The 21,871-nt window shown below is 60.8% G+C and carries 18 protein-coding genes and 1 tRNA gene; 15 read left to right on the top strand and 4 right to left on the bottom strand.

The annotated features are described in order from the left end of the window. The first annotated feature begins 68 nt into the window (after positions 1-68). The gene (gene plsY, locus ACLH0H_RS11715) at positions 69-638 is read left to right on the top strand and encodes a glycerol-3-phosphate 1-O-acyltransferase PlsY (protein WP_411382115.1); all 570 of its coding nucleotides are present in this window, start codon (positions 69-71) and stop codon (positions 636-638) included. A gap of 33 nt (positions 639-671) precedes the next feature. Here the strand turns inward: plsY and tsaD are convergent, their stop codons facing one another. After that, positions 672-1,697, bottom strand: a complete 1,026-nt coding sequence (gene tsaD / locus ACLH0H_RS11710; RefSeq protein ID WP_411382114.1) for a tRNA (adenosine(37)-N6)-threonylcarbamoyltransferase complex transferase subunit TsaD — start codon at positions 1,695-1,697, stop codon at positions 672-674. Positions 1,698-1,899: 202 nt separating this feature from the next. Here tsaD and rpsU point away from each other — a divergent pair, with 202 nt between their 5' ends. The 5 genes from rpsU (at position 1,900) to ACLH0H_RS11685 (ending at position 10,405) form a co-directional block, all read left to right on the top strand. Next, the gene (rpsU, locus tag ACLH0H_RS11705) at positions 1,900-2,115 is read left to right on the top strand and encodes a 30S ribosomal protein S21 (RefSeq protein WP_002551877.1); all 216 of its coding nucleotides are present in this window, start codon (positions 1,900-1,902) and stop codon (positions 2,113-2,115) included. 445 nt (positions 2,116-2,560) lie between these two features. After that, positions 2,561-4,531, top strand: coding sequence for a DNA primase (gene dnaG / locus ACLH0H_RS11700; protein ID WP_411382401.1), 1,971 nt, complete (start codon positions 2,561-2,563; stop codon positions 4,529-4,531). Between the two features lie 67 nt (positions 4,532-4,598). Then, a complete protein-coding gene (gene rpoD, locus ACLH0H_RS11695; protein WP_411382113.1) occupies positions 4,599-6,449 on the top strand; it encodes an RNA polymerase sigma factor RpoD in 1,851 nt (616 codons plus the stop codon). Positions 6,450-6,569: 120 nt separating this feature from the next. Next, on the top strand, positions 6,570-10,313 hold the full coding sequence (locus ACLH0H_RS11690) for an EAL domain-containing protein (protein ID WP_411382112.1): 3,744 nt from the start codon (positions 6,570-6,572) through the stop codon (positions 10,311-10,313). A 15-nt stretch (positions 10,314-10,328) separates the two neighbouring features. After that, positions 10,329-10,405: transfer RNA gene (locus ACLH0H_RS11685), tRNA-Ile, on the top strand. A gap of 160 nt (positions 10,406-10,565) precedes the next feature. Here the strand turns inward: ACLH0H_RS11685 and ACLH0H_RS11680 are convergent. Further along, positions 10,566-11,144 carry a hypothetical protein gene (locus ACLH0H_RS11680; RefSeq protein WP_411382111.1) on the bottom strand — a complete coding sequence of 193 codons (579 nt, stop codon included), beginning with the start codon at positions 11,142-11,144 and terminating at the stop codon, positions 10,566-10,568. Positions 11,145-11,338: 194 nt separating this feature from the next. Here ACLH0H_RS11680 and ACLH0H_RS11675 point away from each other — a divergent pair, with 194 nt between their 5' ends. The 9 genes from ACLH0H_RS11675 to pqqE all read left to right on the top strand — a co-directional run bounded on the left by ACLH0H_RS11675 (position 11,339) and on the right by pqqE (position 20,223). Continuing rightward, complete coding sequence (locus tag ACLH0H_RS11675; protein ID WP_411382110.1) at positions 11,339-11,785, top strand: Lrp/AsnC family transcriptional regulator; 447 nt, start codon at positions 11,339-11,341, stop codon at positions 11,783-11,785. 145 nt (positions 11,786-11,930) lie between these two features. Next, positions 11,931-13,649, top strand: a complete 1,719-nt coding sequence (locus ACLH0H_RS11670) for a flavin monoamine oxidase family protein (protein WP_411382109.1) — start codon at positions 11,931-11,933, stop codon at positions 13,647-13,649. 11 nt (positions 13,650-13,660) lie between these two features. After that, positions 13,661-14,455 carry a carbon-nitrogen hydrolase family protein gene (locus tag ACLH0H_RS11665; RefSeq protein ID WP_411382108.1) on the top strand — a complete coding sequence of 265 codons (795 nt, stop codon included), beginning with the start codon at positions 13,661-13,663 and terminating at the stop codon, positions 14,453-14,455. 48 nt (positions 14,456-14,503) lie between these two features. After that, complete coding sequence (gene pqqF, locus ACLH0H_RS11660) at positions 14,504-16,852, top strand: pyrroloquinoline quinone biosynthesis protein PqqF (protein WP_411382107.1); 2,349 nt, start codon at positions 14,504-14,506, stop codon at positions 16,850-16,852. 159 nt (positions 16,853-17,011) lie between these two features. Next, entirely contained in the window at positions 17,012-17,086 is a 75-nt protein-coding gene (pqqA, locus tag ACLH0H_RS11655) for a pyrroloquinoline quinone precursor peptide PqqA (protein ID WP_003194766.1), read from the top strand. 66 nt (positions 17,087-17,152) lie between these two features. Beyond that, entirely contained in the window at positions 17,153-18,064 is a 912-nt protein-coding gene (gene pqqB, locus ACLH0H_RS11650; RefSeq protein WP_411382106.1) for a pyrroloquinoline quinone biosynthesis protein PqqB, read from the top strand. A gap of 11 nt (positions 18,065-18,075) precedes the next feature. Continuing rightward, the gene (gene pqqC / locus ACLH0H_RS11645; RefSeq protein ID WP_307417234.1) at positions 18,076-18,828 is read left to right on the top strand and encodes a pyrroloquinoline-quinone synthase PqqC; all 753 of its coding nucleotides are present in this window, start codon (positions 18,076-18,078) and stop codon (positions 18,826-18,828) included. Further along, positions 18,825-19,100: a pyrroloquinoline quinone biosynthesis peptide chaperone PqqD gene (gene pqqD, locus ACLH0H_RS11640; protein WP_411382105.1), complete on the top strand. Its 276-nt coding sequence runs from the start codon at positions 18,825-18,827 to the stop codon at positions 19,098-19,100. Before pqqC ends, pqqD begins: the two co-directional genes overlap by 4 nt. Beyond that, complete coding sequence (gene pqqE, locus ACLH0H_RS11635; RefSeq protein ID WP_411382104.1) at positions 19,042-20,223, top strand: pyrroloquinoline quinone biosynthesis protein PqqE; 1,182 nt, start codon at positions 19,042-19,044, stop codon at positions 20,221-20,223. The genes pqqD and pqqE overlap by 59 nt, the downstream gene beginning before the upstream one ends. Positions 20,224-20,228: 5 nt before the next feature. Here pqqE and ACLH0H_RS11630 read toward each other — a convergent pair whose 3' ends face one another. Beyond that, positions 20,229-20,387, bottom strand: a complete 159-nt coding sequence (locus ACLH0H_RS11630) for a YqaE/Pmp3 family membrane protein (protein ID WP_003228885.1) — start codon at positions 20,385-20,387, stop codon at positions 20,229-20,231. A 184-nt stretch (positions 20,388-20,571) separates the two neighbouring features. After that, positions 20,572-21,840 (bottom strand): aspartate aminotransferase family protein, encoded by a 1,269-nt coding sequence (locus tag ACLH0H_RS11625; RefSeq protein ID WP_411382103.1) that lies wholly within the window; start codon positions 21,838-21,840, stop codon positions 20,572-20,574. Positions 21,841-21,871: the final 31 nt, after the last annotated feature.

Below are 21,871 nucleotides of genomic sequence, written 5' to 3'. Positions count from 1 at the left end.
TTCTCCGCAGCACGACAAGGGCGCGATGCCCCGTTAGAATCAGGGCGTCCTCGCCCGGAATAGTTAGCATGTTTTGGTCACTGGCGACTTTCGCCTACCTGCTCGGCTCGCTGTCCTTCGCCATTTTGCTCAGCCGCCTGACGGGAAATCCCGACCCGCGAATGAGTGGCTCAGGCAATGCCGGCGCCACTAATATGTTGCGCCTGGCCGGCAGGAAACTCGCCGTACTCACGCTGCTGGGCGACGTATGCAAAGGCTTGTTGCCCGTCCTGATTGCCAGCCTCGCCGGCCTTACCCTGCAACAGCAGGCCTGGATCGGCGTATGCGCCGTCCTCGGCCACCTGTTCCCACTGTACTTCCGTTTTCGCGGTGGCAAAGGCGTCGCCACGGCAGCCGGCATGTTGCTGGGGATCTACCCCCCAGCGGCCTTGCTGGCCGTGCTCGCCTGGCTACTGACCTTCTACCTGACCCGCACCAGCTCACTCGCCGCCTTGATCGCGACCCCGCTCACCCTGCCGCTGCTGGCCTGGCAAGAACCGGCGGCGCTGCTGCCGATGAGCGTGCTGACACTGCTGATCGTGTGGCGCCACCGGGGCAATTTACGCGACCTGTTTGCCGGGCGCGAACGGCATTTCTAAATACGTACGCTGAGCCCGGCTCACATTGCGGCCTTACAGCGGCGACAACTGCTCCATAGGCCAGCGTGCCTGCACACTGATCGCCAGGCTTTCGTGCTGGCCCGCTTGCAAGCGTTGGCAACCGGCATAGGCAATCATTGCACCGTTGTCCGTGCAGAACTCGGGCCGGGCGTAGAACACATCGCCTTTCATGTCGCCGAGCATTTTTTCCAGTGAAGTGCGCAGCGCCCTGTTAGCGCTGACGCCGCCAGCGATTACCAGGCGCTTCATGCCCGCCTGTTTCAGGGCGCGCTTGCACTTGATGGTCAAAGTCTCCACCACGGCCTGCTGGAACGCCAGTGCGATGTCGCAACGGGCTTGCTCACTGTCGTCCCCGGCGCTGACGCTGTGCTGCCAGGTATTCAGCGCAGAGGTCTTCAAACCACTGAAACTGAACATCAGGCCAGGGCGATCGCACATCGGGCGCGGAAAGGTGTAACGCCCGGCAACGCCTTTTTCGGCCAGACGCGCGATTTCCGGGCCACCGGGATAATTGAGGCCCATCATCTTCGCGGTCTTGTCGAATGCCTCGCCGGCGGCGTCATCCAGGGACTCACCCAACAGGGTGTATTGGCCGATACCATCCACCTGAACCAACTGCGTATGGCCGCCTGAAACCAACAAAGCGACGAACGGGAACTCAGGGGGTGTTTTTTCCAGCATCGGTGCCAATAAATGGCCTTCCATATGGTGCACGCCCAGGGCCGGAATGCCCCAGGCAAATGCCAGCGCCTGGGCGCAAGAGGCCCCAACCAGCAGGGCTCCGACCAATCCAGGGCCCGCGGTATAGGCGATGGCGTCGATCTCGGTCGGCACGCAGCCGGCCTCATCCAGCACCTGGCGGATCAGGGGCAGCATGCGTTTGACGTGATCACGGCTGGCCAGCTCCGGCACCACGCCGCCATAGGCCCGGTGCAGGTCGATCTGGCTGAACAGCGCATCGGCCAACAGCCCGCGTTCACTGTCGTAAAGTGCGACACCGGTTTCGTCGCAGGAGGTTTCAAGTCCCAGTACTAGCATGGGTTTGCGCCTTGTAGAGGCTAGATTCGAAGGCGCGCATAATAGTCGCCGCTCCCCCTCCCGACTAGCGGTTTTCGATCAGAGGCTTTGCATTCCGGTCAATGAGGGGTTAACATCCGCAACCCTTAAAAACCGACGACCTCAGCCGCGAATTTTTTGCGACGAGAACGTTGATCCCGGTAATGAAAGAAGGTAGCTCTGGATGCCAGCCGTCAAAGTTAAAGAGAACGAACCCTTCGACGTAGCTCTGCGTCGTTTCAAGCGCTCCTGCGAAAAAGCCGGTGTACTGGCTGAAGTTCGTAGCCGCGAATTTTACGAGAAGCCAACTTCTGAGCGTAAGCGTAAAGCAGCAGCCGCTGTTAAGCGTCACGCCAAGAAAGTTCAGCGCGAACAGCGCCGCGCCGTTCGTCTGTACTAATACACAGACGTTCGTAGCAAGCTTCTGCCAAGCCCGGCCCTCAGCCGGGCTAATGGCATTTGCGGATATCGCTTGATGCTTCACTGTTGACGCCGCACATGCGACCGAAACACCTGCTTCACACGTCAGGACTGGCGTTTCTGCCAGCGGTGCACGTCTTTTCTGACGAGCCTAACAAGGCTACTGACGAGCACACTCATTCTTCAAGCAGGCGATCAACTGTATCGGCTGTGCCCGACAATGCGCTTCCGAGGCCCGCCATTGGCCAAGACCGGACGCCGGGGCAACATTTCCATGCCGAAAAGCTGATTGAAATTAACGTCAGTGAATGCGCGGCAGATACACTTCCTGAAAGCCCAAGCGGACATTTGATGATCGAGCCACACGATGCGTGCGCTTGAACACTTGATGGGCCTCATTGACACGCAGTGATGACGAGAACGCCATGGCCGGGCTGATTCCCCAGAGCTTTATTGACGACCTTCTGAACCGCACCGACATCGTCGATGTTGTCAGCTCGCGCGTGCAACTGAAAAAAGCCGGCAAGAATTACACCGCCTGCTGCCCGTTCCACAAGGAAAAGACCCCCTCGTTCAGCGTCAGCCCCGACAAGCAGTTCTACTACTGCTTCGGTTGCGGCGCCGGCGGCAACGCCCTGGGCTTTCTCATGGACCACGACAACCTGGACTTCCCCCAGGCTATCGAGGACCTGGCGAAAGCGGCGGGCATGGAAGTCCCCCGCGAAGAAAGTGGCCGCCCACACAAACCGCGACAACCCACCGATTCACCGCTTTACCCGCTGCTGACCGCCGCTGCCGACTTCTACCGTCAGGCGCTTAAAAGCCATCCGCAGCGTAAAGCCGCCGTCGACTACCTCAAAGGCCGCGGCCTCACCGGTGAAATCGCGCGTGACTTCGGCCTCGGTTTCGCCCCGCCGGGTTGGGACAACCTGTATAAGCACTTGAGCAGCGACACCCTCCAGCAAAAAGCCATGATTGATGCCGGCCTGCTGGTGGAAAACGCTGAAACCGGCAAACGCTATGACCGCTTCCGCGACCGCGTGATGTTTCCGATCCGCGACAGCCGTGGGCGCATCATCGCCTTTGGTGGCCGGGTGCTGGGTGATGACAAACCCAAGTACCTGAACTCCCCGGAGACCCCGGTATTCCACAAGGGCCAGGAACTCTACGGCCTGTTTGAAGCACGCAAGAACAACCGCAACCTCGACGAGATCATCGTGGTTGAAGGCTATATGGACGTGATCGCGCTCGCTCAACAAGGGCTGCGCAACGCCGTGGCCACGCTTGGCACCGCCACGAGCGAAGAACACATGAAACGCCTGTTTCGCGTGGTGCCCAGCGTGCTGTTCTGCTTCGACGGTGACCAGGCCGGCCGCAACGCCGCCTGGCGCGCGCTTGAGGCAACACTGTCGAGCCTGCAGGACGGGCGTCGCGCACGCTTCCTGTTTCTGCCCGAAGGCGAAGACCCGGATACCCTGGTGCGCTCCGAAGGCACCGACGCATTCCGTGCGCGCATCAATCAACACGCGCAGCCACTGGCGGACTATTTCTTCCAGCAACTGACCGAAGAAGCTGACCCGCGCTCCCTCGAAGGCAAGGCCCACATGGCCACCCTCGCGGCACCGCTGATCGACAAAGTCCCCGGCGCCAACCTGAAATCGCTGATGCGCATGCGCCTGCTGGAAATCACCGGCTTGAGCGGCGAAGCGGTCAGCCAACTGGTGCACAACGCACCGCAAGATGCCCCGCCCGCGTACGACCCAGGCATTGATTACGACGCCATGCCGGACTATGCCGACTTCCACCAACCGCAGGAGGCCTACGCGCCCCAGCAGGAGTGGACGCCGAAAAAACCCGGCAACGGCGGCAAGAAATGGGACAAGAAACCCTGGAGCAAGAACGGCAAGCGCGGCGATCGCGATGAGCCCTACGCCCCGCGAACGCCCGTGGCCGTTGAAGCGCCAACGCTCATTGCACTGCGTACGCTCATCCACCACCCGCAGCTGGCGGGCAAGGTTGAGAGCGCCGACCATTTTGCAAACGCCAGCAATACCTATGCCCAAGTGCTGATCGCCCTGATCGAGGCGGTACAGAAAAATCCCAAGCTAAACTCAATTCAGTTGATGGCCCGCTGGCACGGCACCGAACAAGGCCGGCTGTTGAAAGCACTCGCGGAAAAGGAGTGGCTAATTGACGGCGACAACCTTGAACAACAGTTTTTAGACACCATTAATAGGTTATCTGCGGGTCAGCACACGCAGACCCTCGATGAACTCATCAAGAGAGCAAGACAGCCGGATTTATCGGCTGAAGAGAAAATTCAGATAGCAAAACAGATGCGCGACCTCTTAAAACAGAACGTTTGCACATCAAACCCGACCTCAGCTGGCGTGTGAGGTCATAGCTCGGGTATAATCCTCGGCTTGTTTTTTGCCCGCCAAGACCTTCAGTGGATAGGGTGTTATGTCCGGAAAAGCGCAACAGCAGTCTCGTATCAAAGAGTTGATCGTTCTCGGTCGTGAGCAGGGTTACCTGACTTACGCGGAGGTCAACGACCACCTGCCTGAGGATATTTCAGATCCAGAGCAGGTGGAAGACATCATCCGCATGATTAACGACATGGGGATCAACGTATTCGAAGCTGCGCCAGATAAGGATTCCCTTATGCTGGCGGACGCCGATACCGACGAGGCTGCCGCTGAAGAAGCGGCTGCCGCGCTGGCCGCTGTGGAGACCGATATCGGTCGTACCACCGACCCTGTGCGCATGTATATGCGTGAAATGGGTACCGTCGAGCTGCTGACACGCGAAGGCGAAATCGAAATCGCCAAGCGTATCGAAGAGGGCATCCGTGAAGTGATGGGCGCAATTGCGCACTTCCCTGGCACGGTCGACCACATTCTCTCCGAGTACACCCGCGTCACCACCGAAGGCGGTCGCCTGTCCGACGTGCTGAGTGGCTACATCGACCCGGACGACGGCATCGCGCCGCCTGCCGCCGAAGTGCCGCCGCCTGTCGACCCGAAAGCCGTTAAAGCCGACGACGAAACCGAAGACGACGATGCTGAAGCCAGCAGCGACGACGAAGATGAAGTTGAAAGCGGTCCGGATCCGGTCGTCGCTGCCCAGCGTTTCGGTGCGGTTTCCGATCAGATGGAAATCACCCGCAAGGCGCTGAAGAAGTACGGCCGCTCCAACAAGCAGGCAATCGCCGAGCTGGTTGCCCTGGCCGAGCTGTTTATGCCGATCAAGCTGGTGCCGAAGCAATTCGAAGGCCTGGTCGAGCGTGTCCGCAGCGCCCTTGAGCGCCTGCGTGCACAAGAGCGTGCGATCATGCAGCTCTGTGTCCGTGATGCGCGCATGCCGCGTGCCGACTTCCTGCGCCAGTTCCCGGGCAACGAAGTCGACGAAAGCTGGACCGATGCACTGGCCAAGGGCAAGGCGAAATACGCCGAAGCCATCGGTCGCCTGCAGCCGGACATCATTCGTTGCCAGCAAAAACTGATCGCGCTGCAGACCGAAACCGGCCTGACGATTGCCGAGATCAAGGACATCAACCGTCGCATGTCGATCGGTGAGGCCAAGGCCCGCCGCGCGAAGAAAGAGATGGTCGAAGCCAACTTGCGTCTGGTGATCTCTATTGCCAAGAAGTACACCAACCGTGGCCTGCAATTCCTCGATCTGATCCAGGAAGGCAACATCGGCTTGATGAAGGCTGTGGACAAGTTCGAATACCGTCGCGGCTACAAATTCTCGACTTATGCCACTTGGTGGATCCGTCAGGCGATCACTCGCTCGATTGCCGACCAGGCCCGCACCATCCGTATTCCGGTGCACATGATCGAGACCATCAACAAGCTCAACCGTATTTCCCGGCAGATGTTGCAGGAAATGGGTCGCGAACCGACCCCGGAAGAGCTGGGCGAACGCATGGAAATGCCTGAGGATAAAATCCGCAAGGTGTTGAAGATCGCTAAAGAACCGATCTCCATGGAAACCCCGATTGGTGATGACGAAGACTCCCACCTGGGTGACTTCATCGAAGACTCGACCATGCAGTCGCCAATCGATGTCGCTACCGTTGAGAGCCTTAAAGAAGCGACTCGCGACGTACTGTCCGGCCTCACTGCCCGTGAAGCCAAGGTATTGCGCATGCGTTTCGGCATCGATATGAATACCGACCACACCCTTGAGGAAGTCGGTAAGCAGTTTGACGTGACCCGCGAGCGGATCCGGCAGATCGAAGCCAAGGCGCTGCGCAAGTTGCGGCACCCGACGCGAAGCGAGCATCTGCGCTCCTTCCTGGACGAGTGATACCAGAACCCCCGGCCCAGGCCGGGGGTTTTGTTTTCTACAGATAAAACCCCACGCCAGACCCCTCTCACAAAAGCCCGTCTACACTCGAAACATTCCCCGTGCCATAACGAGACCGTTATGCCCAGACTGCCGGCTGTGTGTTTGCTGTGGCTGCTGACCTGGACCGCAACGGCTGGCGCGTTGACGCTCAATGATGATGAGCGTGCCTGGCTGGCGGACCACCAGGAACTGCGCCTGGGGGTGGATGCGTCATGGCCACCCTTTGAATACCGTGATGAAGTTGGCCGCTATCAAGGCCTTGCGGCGGACTACGTGCGCCTGATTCAGGACCGTCTCGGCGTGAGGATCAAGCTTATCGAACCACCCGCCTGGGGCGCCGTCCTGGAGATGGCGCGAGACAATCAGCTGGACCTCATACCCAGCATCATGTCGACACCGGAGCGACAAAATTACCTGGCCTTCACGCGCCCCTACATTGATTTTCCGATGGTCATCCTTGCCCATGCAGGCGGTGCTCGTCCCCGCAATCTCAAGGACCTCTACGGGCTGAAGGTGGCGGTGGTCGAGAACTATTCCCCTCACGAACTGCTGCGCACCCACCACCCCGACCTCAATCTGGTGGCATTACCCAACGTCAGCTCGGCCCTGCAAGCTCTGGCCACCGGTAAAGTTGACGCCGTGGTCAGCGACTTGGCTTCGACGGTGTGGAACCTGCGCGAGCTCAAGCTTGACGGCTTGTACGTCAGTGGCGAGACGCCCTACCGCTATCAACTGGCGATGGGTGTACCCCGCGACGACAAAATGCTGGTGGGCATTCTGGACAAGGTGCTCGCCGACATGAGCCCGGCGGAAACCAACGCCATCCAGCAGCGTTGGGTGGGCAGCTTCACCGACCACCGCACCTTCTGGTCTGACTTGTTGCTGTACGGCCTACCGGCGGTTTTGCTGTTGAGCACCGTATTGGCCATCGTGATCCGGATCAATCGCCGGCTCAGTTCGGAAATTGCCCGCCGCGTCGCCCTCGAACAGGAACTGCGCAGCAGCGAATATCACTATCGCGGCCTGGTGGAGAGCCTGTCCGCCATCGCCTGGGAAGCCAGCATTGCCGATTTCACCTACAGCTACGTCTCACCCCACGCCGAAGACCTGTTGGGGTATCCCCGCGCGCACTGGCTGATTCCAGGATTCTGGCGCAACATCGTTCACCCCGCCGACCTGACCCGCACCGAAGCCTACTGCTACCGGGAAACCCGTGCCAACCGTGACCACAGCGTTGACTACCGGGTCATCACCGCCGACGGCCGCTGCTTATGGGTGCGGGACATTGTCAGCCTGATCGAGCACGGCCATGAGCCCGTACTGCGCGGCTTGATGATTGATATCAGCGAGGCCAAGCGCACCGAGGAAGCCTTGCAGCTGTCCGAGCAGAAATTCGCCTCGGTGTTCCAGCAGTGCCCGGACATGCTGTTGATCGCACGGCTGTCCGATGGCTGCCTGCTGGAGGTGAACAAGGCATTTGAGGATCAGATTGGCCTGAGGGCTGCGGATGTAATCGGCAGAAAAATCACGGAGTTGGACATCTGGGACATCCAAGGGATTGGCCCTGACTTGCTGCAACGGATGCAGACCACCAGCATCCGCAACCTGGAAATGCCCTTCCTGCGCAGCAATGGCCAGGCCTTTACCGGGCTGATTTCCGCCGAGCCGTTTCAACTTGATAGCACGGAAGCCATCGTGGTGGTGGTGCGCGACATCACCCAACTCAAGGAAACCCAGCAGTTGCTGCAGACCTCCGAAGAGAAATTCGCCAAGGCCTTCCACGCCTCCCCCGATGGCCTGCTGCTGAGCCGACAACGGGACGGCCTGCTGATTGAAGTAAACGACGGCTTCACTCGAATCACCGGGTTTACCAGCGCAACATCGCTCGCCAAATCGACGCTGGACCTGGGCATCTGGGTCGACCTCAACGAACGCAAACACCTGCTGGAAATGATGCAGCGCGATGGCTTTGTGCGTGACTACGTCTGCCATATACGGCGCAGCGATGGGCAGATTCGGCTCTGCGAGGTGTCCAGCCGCCCCATGAGCATTGGTAATGAGGAATGCATGCTGACCATCGCGCGGGACATCACCGAGCGCCAGTTGATGCAAGAAAAACTGCAACAGGCCGCCACGGTGTTCGAGAGCACGGCCGAAGGCGTCTTGATCACCGATATCCGCCAGAACATCAGCGCAGTCAACCGCGCCTTTACCGAGATCACCGGCTACAGCGAGGCCGAAGCCCTCGGCCAGACCCCTCGCCTGCTTGCCTCCGGCCTGCATGACAGCGCGTTCTATGCTGCCATGTGGCATCAACTGGCCGCCGAGGGCCACTGGCAGGGCGAGATCTCCAACCGGCGCAAGGACGGCGAGCTGTACCCCAGTTGGCTGACCATCAGCGCCGTGCGCAACCGCGACCAGGTGATCACCCACTTCGTCGCGGTGTTTGCCGACATCTCCAGCCTCAAGCTGGCCCAGGCCCGCCTCGACTACCAGGCACACCACGACCCGCTGACCGGCCTGCCCAACCGCACGCTGTTCGAAAGCCGGCTGCAGGCCGCCCTCAACGGGCATCAGGAAACCGGCAAGCAAGGCGCCGTGCTGTTTCTGGACCTGGACCGTTTCAAACACATCAACGACAGCCTAGGCCATCCGATAGGCGACTTGCTGCTCAAGGGCATCGCCGTGCGCCTCAAGGAGCAGCTGCGTGACATCGATACCGTCGCGCGCCTGGGGGGTGACGAATTCATCATCCTGCTTCCCGGCCTGCAGCACGCCAGCGACGCCGAGTACCTGGCCAATAAACTGCTGGCCTGCTTCGCCCCGCCCTTCCAGGCGGGTGAACACGAGTTCTTTATTAGCGCCAGCATCGGCACCAGCCTGTATCCAAAGGACGGCAACGACGTTGCCACGCTGGTCAAGAACGCCGACGCCGCGATGTATCGCTCCAAGGCCAAGGGGCGTAACCGGGTCGAAAGCTACACCAGCGATCTCACCGCGCAAGCCAACGAACGCGTGGCACTCGAACACGAACTGCGCCGCGCCATCGAGCGCGACGAACTTAGCTTGTACTTCCAGCCCAAACTGAGCCTGGCGACCCAGGAACTGATCGGTGCCGAAGCACTGATCCGCTGGCGCCACCCCACCTTTGGCGACGTGCCGCCCGAACACTTCATTGCCCTTGCCGAAGAAAACGGCATGATCCTGCAGATCGGCGACTGGGTGCTCGAACAAGCCTGCCGACAACTGCATGCCTGGCAGGGCACCTTCGACAACTTCGGCCCGCTGTCGGTCAACCTGGCGGGCGCCCAACTGCGCCATCCCGGCTTGCTGGGCCGTATCGAACAACTGCTGCGCGACTACCGTCTCGACCCGGGCCGCCTGCAACTGGAGATCACCGAGAACTTCATCATGAGCCAGGCCGAAGAGGCGCTGGAGGTCCTGCACCAACTCAAGGACCTGGGCGTACAGCTTGCCATTGATGACTTTGGCACCGGTTATTCGTCCTTGAGCTACCTCAAGCGCCTGCCGCTGGACTTCCTGAAAATCGACCAATCCTTCGTCCGCGGCCTGCCCGACGACCCCCACGACGCCGCCATCGTGCGCGCCATCATCGCCCTGGGCCACAGCATGCAATTCACCATCATTGCCGAAGGCGTGGAGAACACCGCGCAACAGGCGTTCCTGGCTGCCGAAGGCTGCGAACAGATGCAAGGCTACATCGTCAGCCTGCCGCTACCGCCGGAGCTTTTCGCCGCGACGTTTCTTCGTATGAGCATTGAGGATTTTTCGGATGGCACAGTGGGGAAACCATCGTTATAATCCGCGACCTGTTAAGGGCCTATAGCTCAGTTGGTTAGAGCAGGGGACTCATAATCCCTTGGTCGTAGGTTCGAGTCCTACTGGGCCCACCAAACAAGGAAGCCGCGCATTGCGCGGCTTTCGCGTTTCTGGCGGAACCATCGCGGCTACCTTCGACGATTCGAGCTTAGAATCGGGATGAACAGTTGCTACTGTAAGAGTTGCCAGTATTGCGTCAAAAAAACGGATTAAAAGCATGCGGTGCGCACGCATTCACGGATGGCTCGTTGCGGCCTCTTCGACTCGCCGGCAGAATTGCGGATAGAACGCTTGGGCGTTCATGCCCCGGCAAGCGTCGTTGATCTGCGCCAAGGCGGCCGGACTGAATGACAGGCTGCGCGGCATGCTGGCGAAGTTGAAGTAACCATCCTGCTGGGTCTTGATGGCATCGAACCCCGGCATGTCGTACACCAATCCCACATCATCATCGGCGAGCATTCGCGCTCTGACGGTCACTTGGGTGTACGCCTTTCCTCCTGGCGCGCCGTTCAGCGCCGCCAGTGCGTGGCCGACGATGCGCAGCATGTCCGGGGCCCAATCGTCGGCCTCCTCCGCGGGCGTGGCTGGACGGTAGAAAACGGTCAGCGCCTGCTGGTCTCGCGTGACCTGCGTGAGGGCCGGATCATAACGCTTGATGCGGTGCTCGATGGTCAGCCAGGTCTTTTGCGCGTCGCTGACGTCGTCGGCAAGTTCCGGTTTCAACGGGCCACGCTGGCACTCGCTGACGCCGAAAACTATGAGCATGCCCGTCAGAATGACCGCGAGGGCGCCTCCACCGATTTGTACGTTCATGGCGTTACTCACCTGAAAGGGGGCTGCACTGTATTCGATGGCAGGTATTGCTGCACGGGGGAGAAGCCAATTTCTCGCTCTGATACCCAGCTCCACGTAGGCTACGCCAAACAAGAAAGCCGCGCATTGCGCGGCTTTTGTGTGTCTGGAAGTCTGTAACATGCTCTCTATCACCGCCAACACCGGAGCCCGCCTTGCCCGCCCTAGACGAAATCGACCGCCAACTCATCGCCGCCCTGCAGCTCAACGCCCGCGAAAGCGTAGCTATGCTCGCTCGGCAGCTAGGCATCGCACGCACCACGGTGACCTCGCGCCTGGCTCGCCTTGAAAAAACCCAGGTCATTACCGGTTATGGCGTGCGCCTCGGCAAGCGTGTGGTAGATGGCGGTTTGCAGGCGTATGTCGGCATCACTGTGCAGGCGCGCTCAGGCAAGGAAGTGCTGCGCCGGCTCAGCGCCATGGCGCAAGTGCAGCAGTTGTGCGCGGTCAGTGGCGAGTTCGATTACGTCGCCTGGCTACGCACGGATTCGCCGGAACAACTCGATCAATTGCTTGACCAGATCGGCAGCGTGGACGGTGTGGAAAAAACCACCACTTCGATCATCCTCAGCAACAAACTGGATCGCGGGCAGCCAATCTGACCGCCGCCTTCGTCGTTATGGCTGAAATAAGCTCAATTAGACGACACATTGCGTCTTAATAACGAACGCTCCGCTCCCTAAACTGGCTGCCATCTTTTCCTATACTCAGCGGGTCACGTCCGCCCAGTCGCCAGTAAGGTCAGCCATGAGCATCCCGTCCAGCACCCTCGCCAAGCCCCATCGCCACCCGGCCGACGGTAAGAAACCCATCACCATCTTCGGCCCGGATTTCCCGTTCGCCTTTGATGACTGGATCGAGCACCCGGCCGGCCTAGGCAGCATTCCTGCCGCCAACCATGGTGCGCAAGTGGCGATTGTCGGCGCGGGGATCGCGGGCCTGGTGGCCGCCTACGAGCTGATGAAGCTGGGCCTCAAGCCGGTGGTGTATGAAGCCTCGAAAATGGGCGGCCGCCTGCGCTCCCAGGCGTTTGAAGGCGCCGAAGGCATCATCGCCGAGCTGGGCGGGATGCGTTTCCCGGTGTCGTCCACCGCGTTCTATCACTACGTGGACAAGCTGGGCCTGGAAACCAAACCGTTTCCCAACCCGCTGACCCCGGCGTCGGGCAGCACGGTGATCGACCTCGAAGGCCAGACCCACTACGCACAGAAACTCTCCGACTTGCCCGCGCTGTTCCAGGAAGTGGCTGACGCCTGGGCCGATGCGCTGGAAGCCGGCTCGCAGTTCGCCGATATCCAGCAAGCCATTCGCGACCGTGACGTGCCGCGCCTCAAGGCGCTGTGGAACACGCTGGTGCCATTGTGGGACGACCGCACCTTCTATGACTTCGTCGCCACCTCCAAGGCGTTTGCGAAGCTGTCGTTTCACCACCGCGAAGTGTTCGGCCAAGTCGGTTTCGGCACCGGTGGCTGGGATTCGGACTTTCCCAACTCGATGCTGGAAATCTTTCGCGTGGTGATGACCAACTGCGACGACCACCAGCACTTGATCGTCGGCGGCGTCGCCCAGGTACCGATGGGTATCTGGCGCCATGTACCGGAGCGTTGCGCCCACTGGCCGGCCGGCACCAGCCTCAGTTCGCTGCACTGCGGTGCGCCACGGGCCGGGGTGAAACGCATCGCCCACGCCGCCGATGGCCGCTTCGCCGTCACCGATAACTACGGTGACACCCGCGAATACGCCGCCGTGCTGACCACCTGCCAGAGCTGGCTGCTGACCACCCAGATCGAATGCGATGAAACGCTGTTCTCGCAAAAGATGTGGATGGCCCTGGACCGCACCCGCTACATGCAATCGTCAAAAACTTTTGTGATGGTCGACCGCCCGTTCTGGAAAGACAAAGACCCGGAAACCGGGCGCGACCTGATGAGCATGACGCTCACCGATCGCCTCACCCGTGGCACGTACCTGTTTGAAAACGGCAAGTTCGACAACGGCGACGACAAGCCAGGCGTGATCTGCCTGTCGTACTCCTGGATGAGCGACGCGCTGAAAATGCTGCCTCAGCCCATCGATAAACGTGTGAAGCTGGCCCTCGATGCACTGAACAAGATCTACCCGAAAGTCGATATCAAGGCGCGCATCATCGGCGACCCGATCACGGTGTCGTGGGAAGCCGACCCGCATTTCCTCGGTGCCTTCAAGGGCGCCCTGCCCGGTCACTATCGCTACAACCAGCGTATGTATGCGCACTTCATGCAGAAGGACATGCCCGCCGAACAGCGTGGGATTTTTATCGCCGGTGACGACGTCTCCTGGACGCCTGCATGGGTCGAAGGCGCGGTGCAAACTTCGCTGAATGCGGTATGGGGCATCATGAATCACTTCGGCGGCAGCACTCACCCCGAGAACCCCGGGCCGGGTGATGTGTTCGATGAAATCGGGCCGATTGCCCTGCCTGAGTAAGGAGCCAAGCCATGCGTGTCGCCCTCTACCAATGCCCGCCCCTGCCGCTGGATGTGGCCGCCAACCTCAAGCGCCTGCATCAGCTGGCGCATGAGGCGTCCGACGCCGATGTGCTGGTGCTGCCGGAGATGTTTCTCAGCGGCTACAACATCGGCGCCGAGGCCGTGGGAGCCCTGGCCGAGGCGCAGGACGGGCCGTCGGCACAGGCGATCGCCGAACTGGCCAAAAGCGCCGGGCTGGCGATCCTGTACGGTTACCCGGAACGGGCCGAAGACGGCCAGATCTACAATGCCGTGCAGTTGATAGACGCCCACGGCCAACGCCTGCGCAACTACCGCAAGACGCACCTGTTCGGGGATTTGGACCGCTCGATGTTCAGTGCCGGCGAAGATGATTTCGCGCTGGTGCAACTCAACGGTTGGACGCTGGGTTTCCTGATCTGCTACGACTTGGAGTTTCCGGAAAACACTCGGCGCCTGGCCCTGGCCGGCGCCGAACTGATCCTGGTGCCCACCGCCAATATGGTGCCGTTCGACTTTGTCGCCGATGTCACCGTGCGCGCACGGGCCTTTGAAAACCAGTGCTATGTGGCCTATGCCAATTACTGCGGGCACGAAGGCGAGATCCAGTATTGCGGCCAAAGCAGCATCGCCGCACCGAATGGCCAGCGCATCGCCCAGGCCGGCCTGGATGAAGCCCTGATTGTCGGCACGCTGGAACGCCAATCGATCCTCGACGCGCGCGCCGCCAATCACTATCTGCAAGACCGACGCCCCGAGCTGTACGGCGCGCTGCACAAGCCCTGATCCGGCGGGTTTGTTAGCATAGGCATCTCATACGCTTCGGAAGTGCCCATGCCTGCGCCGGCCCACCTTCATCCTCTCCATCTGACCCTGGCCAATGGCCTGCGGGTTTCCTTGCGTCATGCACCGCGCTTGAAGCGTTGCGCCGCCGTTCTGCGAGTGGATGCCGGCAGCCATGACGTGCCATTGGCATGGCCGGGACTGGCGCATTTTCTGGAGCACTTGTTGTTTCTCGGTACCGAGCGTTTTCCCGCTAATGAAGGGTTGATGGCCTACGTGCAACGTCATGGAGGCCAGGTCAATGCAAGCACCCGTGAGCGCACCACGGAGTTCTTCTTCGAGCTGCCACCTGCAACGTTTACCGGTGGGCTGGAGCGTCTGGCGGATATGCTGACCCTTCCGCGGCTGGCGCTGGAAGACCAACTGCGCGAGCGCGAAGTGTTGCACGCGGAATTTGTCGCCTGGTCCCAGGATGCCAAGGCGCAGCAGCAGGTCGCGTTGCTGCAGGGCCTGGCGGCGGACCATCCGCTGCGAGGCTTTCATGCCGGCAACCGTGACAGCCTGCCGGTGGAGCGTGAGGCATTCCAGCAGGCGTTGCGCGACTTCCACGCGCATTTCTACCAGAGCGGGCAGATGACGTTGAGCCTGGCCGGTCCGCAGTCGCTGCAAGCACTGGAAAACCTGGCGCAGCAGTTCAGCGAACAATTGACCTCGGGGCCTCTACGCCCACAATCCGCGCCTGTGGCATTGATGCAGGGGCACGCGCGCAGCTATCAGCACATCGCTCACAACCACCTGCACCACGTCATCGCGTGCGATGTGCCCCGTGAAGCGCTGGATTTCCTCTGCACCTGGCTCAACGCCTCGGCACCCGGCGGGTTGCTGGCTGAATTGAAAGTGCGGCATTTGGCGAATGCCTTGCGGGCGTCAGTGCTTTACCACTTCGCCGGGCAAGCGGTGGTCGATATCGACTTTACGCTCAGTACCCAAAATGAGACGGCCACACAGATCGAGGCGTTGCTGCACGACTGGCTGAGCTTTTTCGCGCACAGCGATTGGACGTCACTGCGTGAAGAGTTCGCGCTGCTGGCCGCTCGTCAACAACAGATCCAGGGCGCCCTGGCGTTGGCCAGGCACGACAGCCGAGACCTTTCGGAACAGGATGTCGTCGCCCTCAAGGCCCTGCTGGTTTCGCTGCGCCTGCCGCCCTACGAGCACAGCTGGCAACTGCCGCCGAACAACCCGTTCCTGCGCCCACCCGCCAGGGAAGAGCGCGCCGGCCTGATTCGTGGCCAGACCAGCGCCCATCGAGGCTTGCGCACGTTTGCCCAGGATCGCTCGCGGGGGCGCAGAGAGGTATCAGCGCTGACTTTCAGCCAGGCATTGGCGCACGACAGTGATGAAGCGGCGCTGTACCTGCAATGGCGCTCGGCCCCTTCCGGCCTTGAAACAGCAGTGCAGTCGTTGCGCGAAAATGCCCGCCAGGCGGGCGTCGAATTGTCGTTCGAAAGCCTGGGTAACGACTCGCTGGTGAAGATGATCGGGCTGCAGGAACCCATACCCGCCGTGCTGGACGCGCTAGCGCAAAGCCTGAACCAACCACAAGGGGCTCAATCCGCCGAGCCCACCACGATCGCCATCCGAGCATTGCTCAAGGCACTGCCCACTTGCTGTAGCGCCATCGACCCTCAACCTGCTTCGTGGGCCACCGCCCACTGGCAAGGCTTGGGGGTGGGTTTTTCGCCCGCATATGAAGCTGCGATCAAAACAGCCGCGACCCGTTTGCCTGGACTGTCCGCGAAGCAGGATCACACATTGGCCACCCTCAGCGGCCAGCGCGTATGGCATGAGGTGAAAACCGACTCTGACGAAGCCGCATTGCTGCTGTTTTGCCCAACGCCAAGCCCGTCCCTGGCCGATGAAGCGACATGGCGATTGCTCGGCCACCTGCTTCAGGCACCGTTCTACCAGCGCCTGCGGGTAGAGCTGCAAATCGGCTACGCAGTATTCAGCGGCATCCGACAGATAAACGGCCAGACCGGCCTGCTCTTCGGCGTGCAATCCCCCAGCGTGTCCCTGGAAGGAATTGCTGATCACCTGAAAAATTTCCTGAGGCAATTGCCGACGCTGATCGAGAACAGCGACGACCTGGGCAACCTGGCCCTGGCGCAACAGTTCTCAGCACAGACCCTGCCCAATGCCCAAGCCGCTGAATTACTGTGGCACGCCCATCTGGCAGGCCATCCGTCGGGTTATCTGGCTGATCTTCAATCTCTGATCCAGACCTGTTCACAGGCAACACTGCAGGTTGCCGCCGGGCAATTGAACGACGCCGCTGGCGGCTGGCGCTGCGTGACCAACGGCCCACGCGTCTCGGTTGCCTGGCAGGCGGCTGATTGATCATTGCCGCTCCTGCAATAGGCTTTTTCCACCGAGACAGCGCTAACTTGAAAAGAATTGCGTAACATTCCCACGCACACATCTGAACATCTCCGACTGGAGGTGGACTATATGTATTACTTGGTAGTAAACGTCCCATCCCTTCGTAGGAGTAAGAATATGACCTGGTCCAAACCTGCTTACACTGATCTGCGCATCGGTTTCGAAGTCACCATGTACTTCGCCAGCCGTTAATCCGCTGGGTAATACAACGCCTCGGTTCGCCCGGGGCGTTTTTGTTTTGAGCTTGATGGAGCGACCATGTTTGTCCAGATTCTAGGTTCCGCCGCCGGCGGTGGTTTCCCGCAGTGGAACTGCAACTGCGTGAACTGCGCGGGTTTCCGAGACGGCAGCCTGCGGGCTCAGGCCCGTACCCAATCGTCCATCGCGATCTCCGACGATGGCGTGAACTGGGTGCTGTGCAACGCCTCGCCGGATATCCGCGCACAGCTTCAGGGCTTCGCCCCGATGCAACCTGGCCGTGCCCTGCGTGACACCGGCATCAGCGCGATCATCCTGATGGACAGCCAGATCGACCACACCACCGGCCTGTTGAGCCTGCGCGAAGGTTGCCCGCACCAAGTGTGGTGCACCGACATGGTCCATGAAGACCTGAGCACCGGCTTCCCGCTGTTCAACATGCTCACCCACTGGAATGGCGGCCTGGCCTGGAACCGTATCGAACTGGACGCCAGCTTTTCCATCCCGGCGTGCCCCAACCTGCGTTTCACGCCTCTGCCATTACGCAGCGCTGCGCCCCCCTACTCGCCGCATCGCTTCGACCCGCACCCGGGCGATAACATCGGCCTGATCGTCGAAGACCTGCGCACCGGCGGCACATTGTTCTATGCCCCAGGCCTGGGCAAGGTCGACGCGCCGTTGCTTGACATCATGGCCGGCAGCGACTGCCTGCTGGTAGACGGCACGATGTGGGATGACGATGAAATGCAACGCCGCGGCGTCGGTACCCGTACCGGCCGCGAAATGGGGCACCTGGCACAGAACGGCCCCGGCGGCATGCTCGAAGTGCTTGAACAATTGCCCCGCCAGCGCAAAGTGCTTATCCACATCAACAACACCAACCCGATCCTCGATGAAGATTCCCCCGAGCGAGCTGAGCTGGCGCGGCGCAATGTCGAAGTGGCTTACGACGGCATGAGCATTGAATTGTAGGAGCGACCGAAATGACTGATACGCCGTTGACCACCGCTGAATTCGAAGCAGCCCTGCGAGCCAAGGGCGCCTTCTACCATATTCATCACCCGTACCATGTGGCGATGTATGAAGGCCGTGCGACCCGCGAGCAGATCCAGGGCTGGGTCGCCAACCGCTTTTACTATCAGGTGAATATTCCGCTGAAAGACGCTGCGATCCTGGCCAACTGCCCGGACCGAGAGATCCGTCGCGAGTGGATCCAGCGCCTGCTCGACCACGACGGTGCTCCCGGTGAAGACGGCGGCATCGAAGCCTGGCTGCGCCTGGGCCAGGCTGTCGGCCTCGACCCGGACCAACTGCGCTCCCAGGAACTGGTATTGCCCGGTGTGCGATTTGCGGTGGATGCCTACGTCAACTTCGCCCGTCGCGCCAGTTGGCAGGAAGCGGCCAGCAGTTCGCTGACCGAACTGTTCGCGCCGCAGATCCACCAGTCGCGCCTCGACAGCTGGCCGCAGCATTATCCCTGGATCGACCCGGCCGGTTATGAATACTTCCGCACCCGCCTGGGCCAGGCCCGTCGCGACGTGGAGCACGGCTTGGCGATCACTCTGCAGCACTACACCACCCGCGAAGGCCAGGCGCGCATGCTGGAAATTCTCCAGTTCAAACTGGATATCCTGTGGAGCATGCTCGATGCCATGAGCATGGCCTACGAACTCAAACGCCCGCCGTATCACAGCGTGACCGAGCAGCGGGTGTGGCACAAAGGGATCACCCTATGAGCTTTGATCGCAGCAAAAAACCGACCTGGCGCCAGGGCTATCGTTACCAGTACGAGCCCGCGCAAAAGGGACATGTGTTGCTCTATCCCGAAGGCATGATCAAGCTCAACGACAGCGCCGCGCTGATCGGTGGCTTGATCGATGGCGAGCGCGACGTGGCGGCGATCATCGCCGAGCTGGATCAACAATTCCCAGGCGTGCCTGAGCTTGGTGATGACATCGAGCAATTCATGGAGGTCGCCCGTGCTGAGCACTGGATCACCCTTGCCTGACAAACCAGCGATTGGCCTGCCGTTGTGGCTGCTGGCCGAGCTGACTTATCGCTGCCCGTTGCAGTGCCCGTATTGCTCCAACCCGCTGGATTTTGCCGAGCAGGGCAAGGAGTTGAGTACCGAGCAATGGATCAAGGTATTTCGTGAAGCGCGGGAAATGGGTGCGGCGCAATTGGGTTTTTCCGGCGGTGAACCGTTGGTGCGCCAGGACCTTGCAGAGCTGATCGCGCAAGCGCGCAAGCTGGGCTTCTACACCAATCTGATCACCTCCGGCATCGGCCTGACTGAGCAAAAGATCAGCGACTTCAAGAAAGCCGGCCTGGACCATATCCAGATCAGCTTCCAGGCCAGCGACGAACAGGTGAACAACTTGTTGGCCGGCTCGAAAAAAGCCTTCGCGCAAAAGCTCGAAATGGCCCGCGCGGTGAAGGCCCACGGCTACCCGATGGTGCTGAACTTTGTCACCCATCGGCACAACATCGACAAGATCGACCGCATCATTGAGCTGTGTATCGCGCTAGAGGCGGACTTTGTCGAACTCGCCACCTGCCAGTTTTACGGCTGGGCGCAGCTCAATCGCGTGGGTTTGTTGCCGACCCGGGAGCAGCTGGTGCGCGCAGAACGCATCACCAATGAATACCGCGCCAAGCTGGAAGCCGAAGGCCACCCGTGCAAGCTGATCTTTGTCACGCCGGACTACTACGAAGAGCGCCCGAAAGCCTGCATGAACGGATGGGGCAGCATTTTCCTGACCGTGACGCCCGACGGCACCGCCCTGCCCTGCCACGGCGCCCGACAGATGCCAGTGCAATTTCCCAACGTGCGCGACCACAGCATGCAGCACATCTGGTACGACTCGTTCGGCTTCAACCGCTTTCGCGGCTACGACTGGATGCCCGAGCCGTGCCGCTCATGTGACGAAAAGGAAAAGGACTTCGGCGGCTGCCGGTGCCAGGCCTTCATGCTCACGGGGGATGCGAGCAATGCCGACCCGGTGTGCAGCAAGTCCGAGCAGCACGGCATCATCCTGCAAGCGCGCGAAGAGGCCGAACATGCCAGCCAGACCATCGAGCAACTGGCCTTTCGCAACGAGCGCAACTCACGACTCATCGCAAAAGGCTGACGGCCTCAGCGCTTGGCGATGATGTACACCGCGTGCACGATGCCTGGAATGTAGCCGCACAGGGTCAGCAGGATGTTCAGCCAGAACGCGCCGCCGAAGCCCACTTGCAGGAATACACCCAGTGGCGGCAGCAGAATGGCGATGATGATACGAATGAAATCCATGGGTCAGCTCCAAAAAAATCGGCTCGTGTGAGCCGTGTAGCTAATCGACCTTGGGTGTTCGTGAGGGTTCAGTGGGATCTGGCATAGCGCCATCCATCTTTAAACAGACAAAAAAACGCCCCCAGCCGAAAAAAATCAGACTGGGGGCGCCGCGTAGGCCGCGAGACGGTTCGGTAAATGGGGTTTAAACGGCGATGCCCTTGCGACATTGCAGCTGCGCGGTGCGCACGCGCGAGAAAGCGCGGGCCAGGCGCAGGAGCATTTCATCGATGTTGCTTTTGCTTACCGTCAGAGCCGGCGTGAAGCGCAGGCAGTTCGGTTGCGGGGCGTTAATGATCAGGCCTTCATGCAAGGCCGCTTTTACGACAGCATCCGCCGAATCGTCCGACAGCGTCAGCCCCCACATCAGGCCATGGCCGCGCAATTGGCCGTGGTCGTAGCGATAAGCCAGACGGGCGAGGCCCTCGCCAAGGTAGAAACCGGCGTTACGCACCTGCTCCAGAAAGCCATGCTCAACCACCGTATCAAGCACGGCCACCCCGACCGACGCCATCAGCGCATTGCCATGATGGGTGCCTTCCAACTCGCCCACTGCAAAGCAACAGGCTTTGCCGCGTGCCAGCAACGCCGCGAGGGGGACGCCGCCGCCCAGGCCTTTGCCGAGAGTGATGATGTCGGCACGTACGCCGTACTGTTGTTCGGCAAGCAGGCTGCCGCAGCGGCCGATCCCCGTCTGTACTTCGTCGAGGATCAGCAAGATCCCCAATTCACGGCACAAACGCTCGACGCCTTTCAGATAATGCTCAGTCGCAGGAATGACCCCGGCTTCGCCCTGGATCGGCTCGAGCATGATGGCGACGGTCTGCGCATCGACGGCAGCATGCAGGGCTGCCAGGTCGTTGAACGGTACATGGCTGAAGCCCGGTAACTGCGGTTCAAACCGGTTGGCGACAGCGCCCGCCGAGGCGGCCAACGCCGCAAAGCTGCGCCCGTGGCAACCGCCGCTCGCGCCGATGATGCGGTAGGCGCCGCCACGGTGCAGTTGGCCCCATTTGCGCGCCAGCTTGATCGCCGCTTCGCAAGCCTGCGCGCCACTGTTGAGCAGGTACGCCTGGTCGCTGCCGGTGCGATGGCATAGGCGGTCGACGAGGTTGAGCTGGGTGCGGTTATGCAGGCCGTTGCCTGGGTTGATCAGCGCTTGGGCCTGATCGGCCAACGCTTCGATCAATACCCGCGGGCTGTGGCCGAGGCTGTTGGCGGCGTTGCCCTGGCTGAAGTCCAGGTAGGCGCGTTCGTCACTGTCCCACAGCCACGAGCCTTGGCCACGAACGAAGACTTGAGGCGGACGAGCCACCGTGGGCATCAGAGATTCGCTGCAAGGACTGTCGCCTGGGGCATCCAGGATCAGGTCGTCCAGGCTTGGTGCTGGGCGACGCCTATTGAACAGGTTCACAGGTCACCGCCATTGGCAACCGGACCTTGGT

This window comes from Pseudomonas sp. MPB26, from assembly GCF_046605355.1.
Lineage (GTDB): Bacteria > Pseudomonadota > Gammaproteobacteria > Pseudomonadales > Pseudomonadaceae > Aquipseudomonas > Aquipseudomonas cedrina.
The sequence above is the reverse complement of the archived record's forward strand: the minus strand, read 5'-3'. Positions and strand labels throughout refer to the sequence as shown.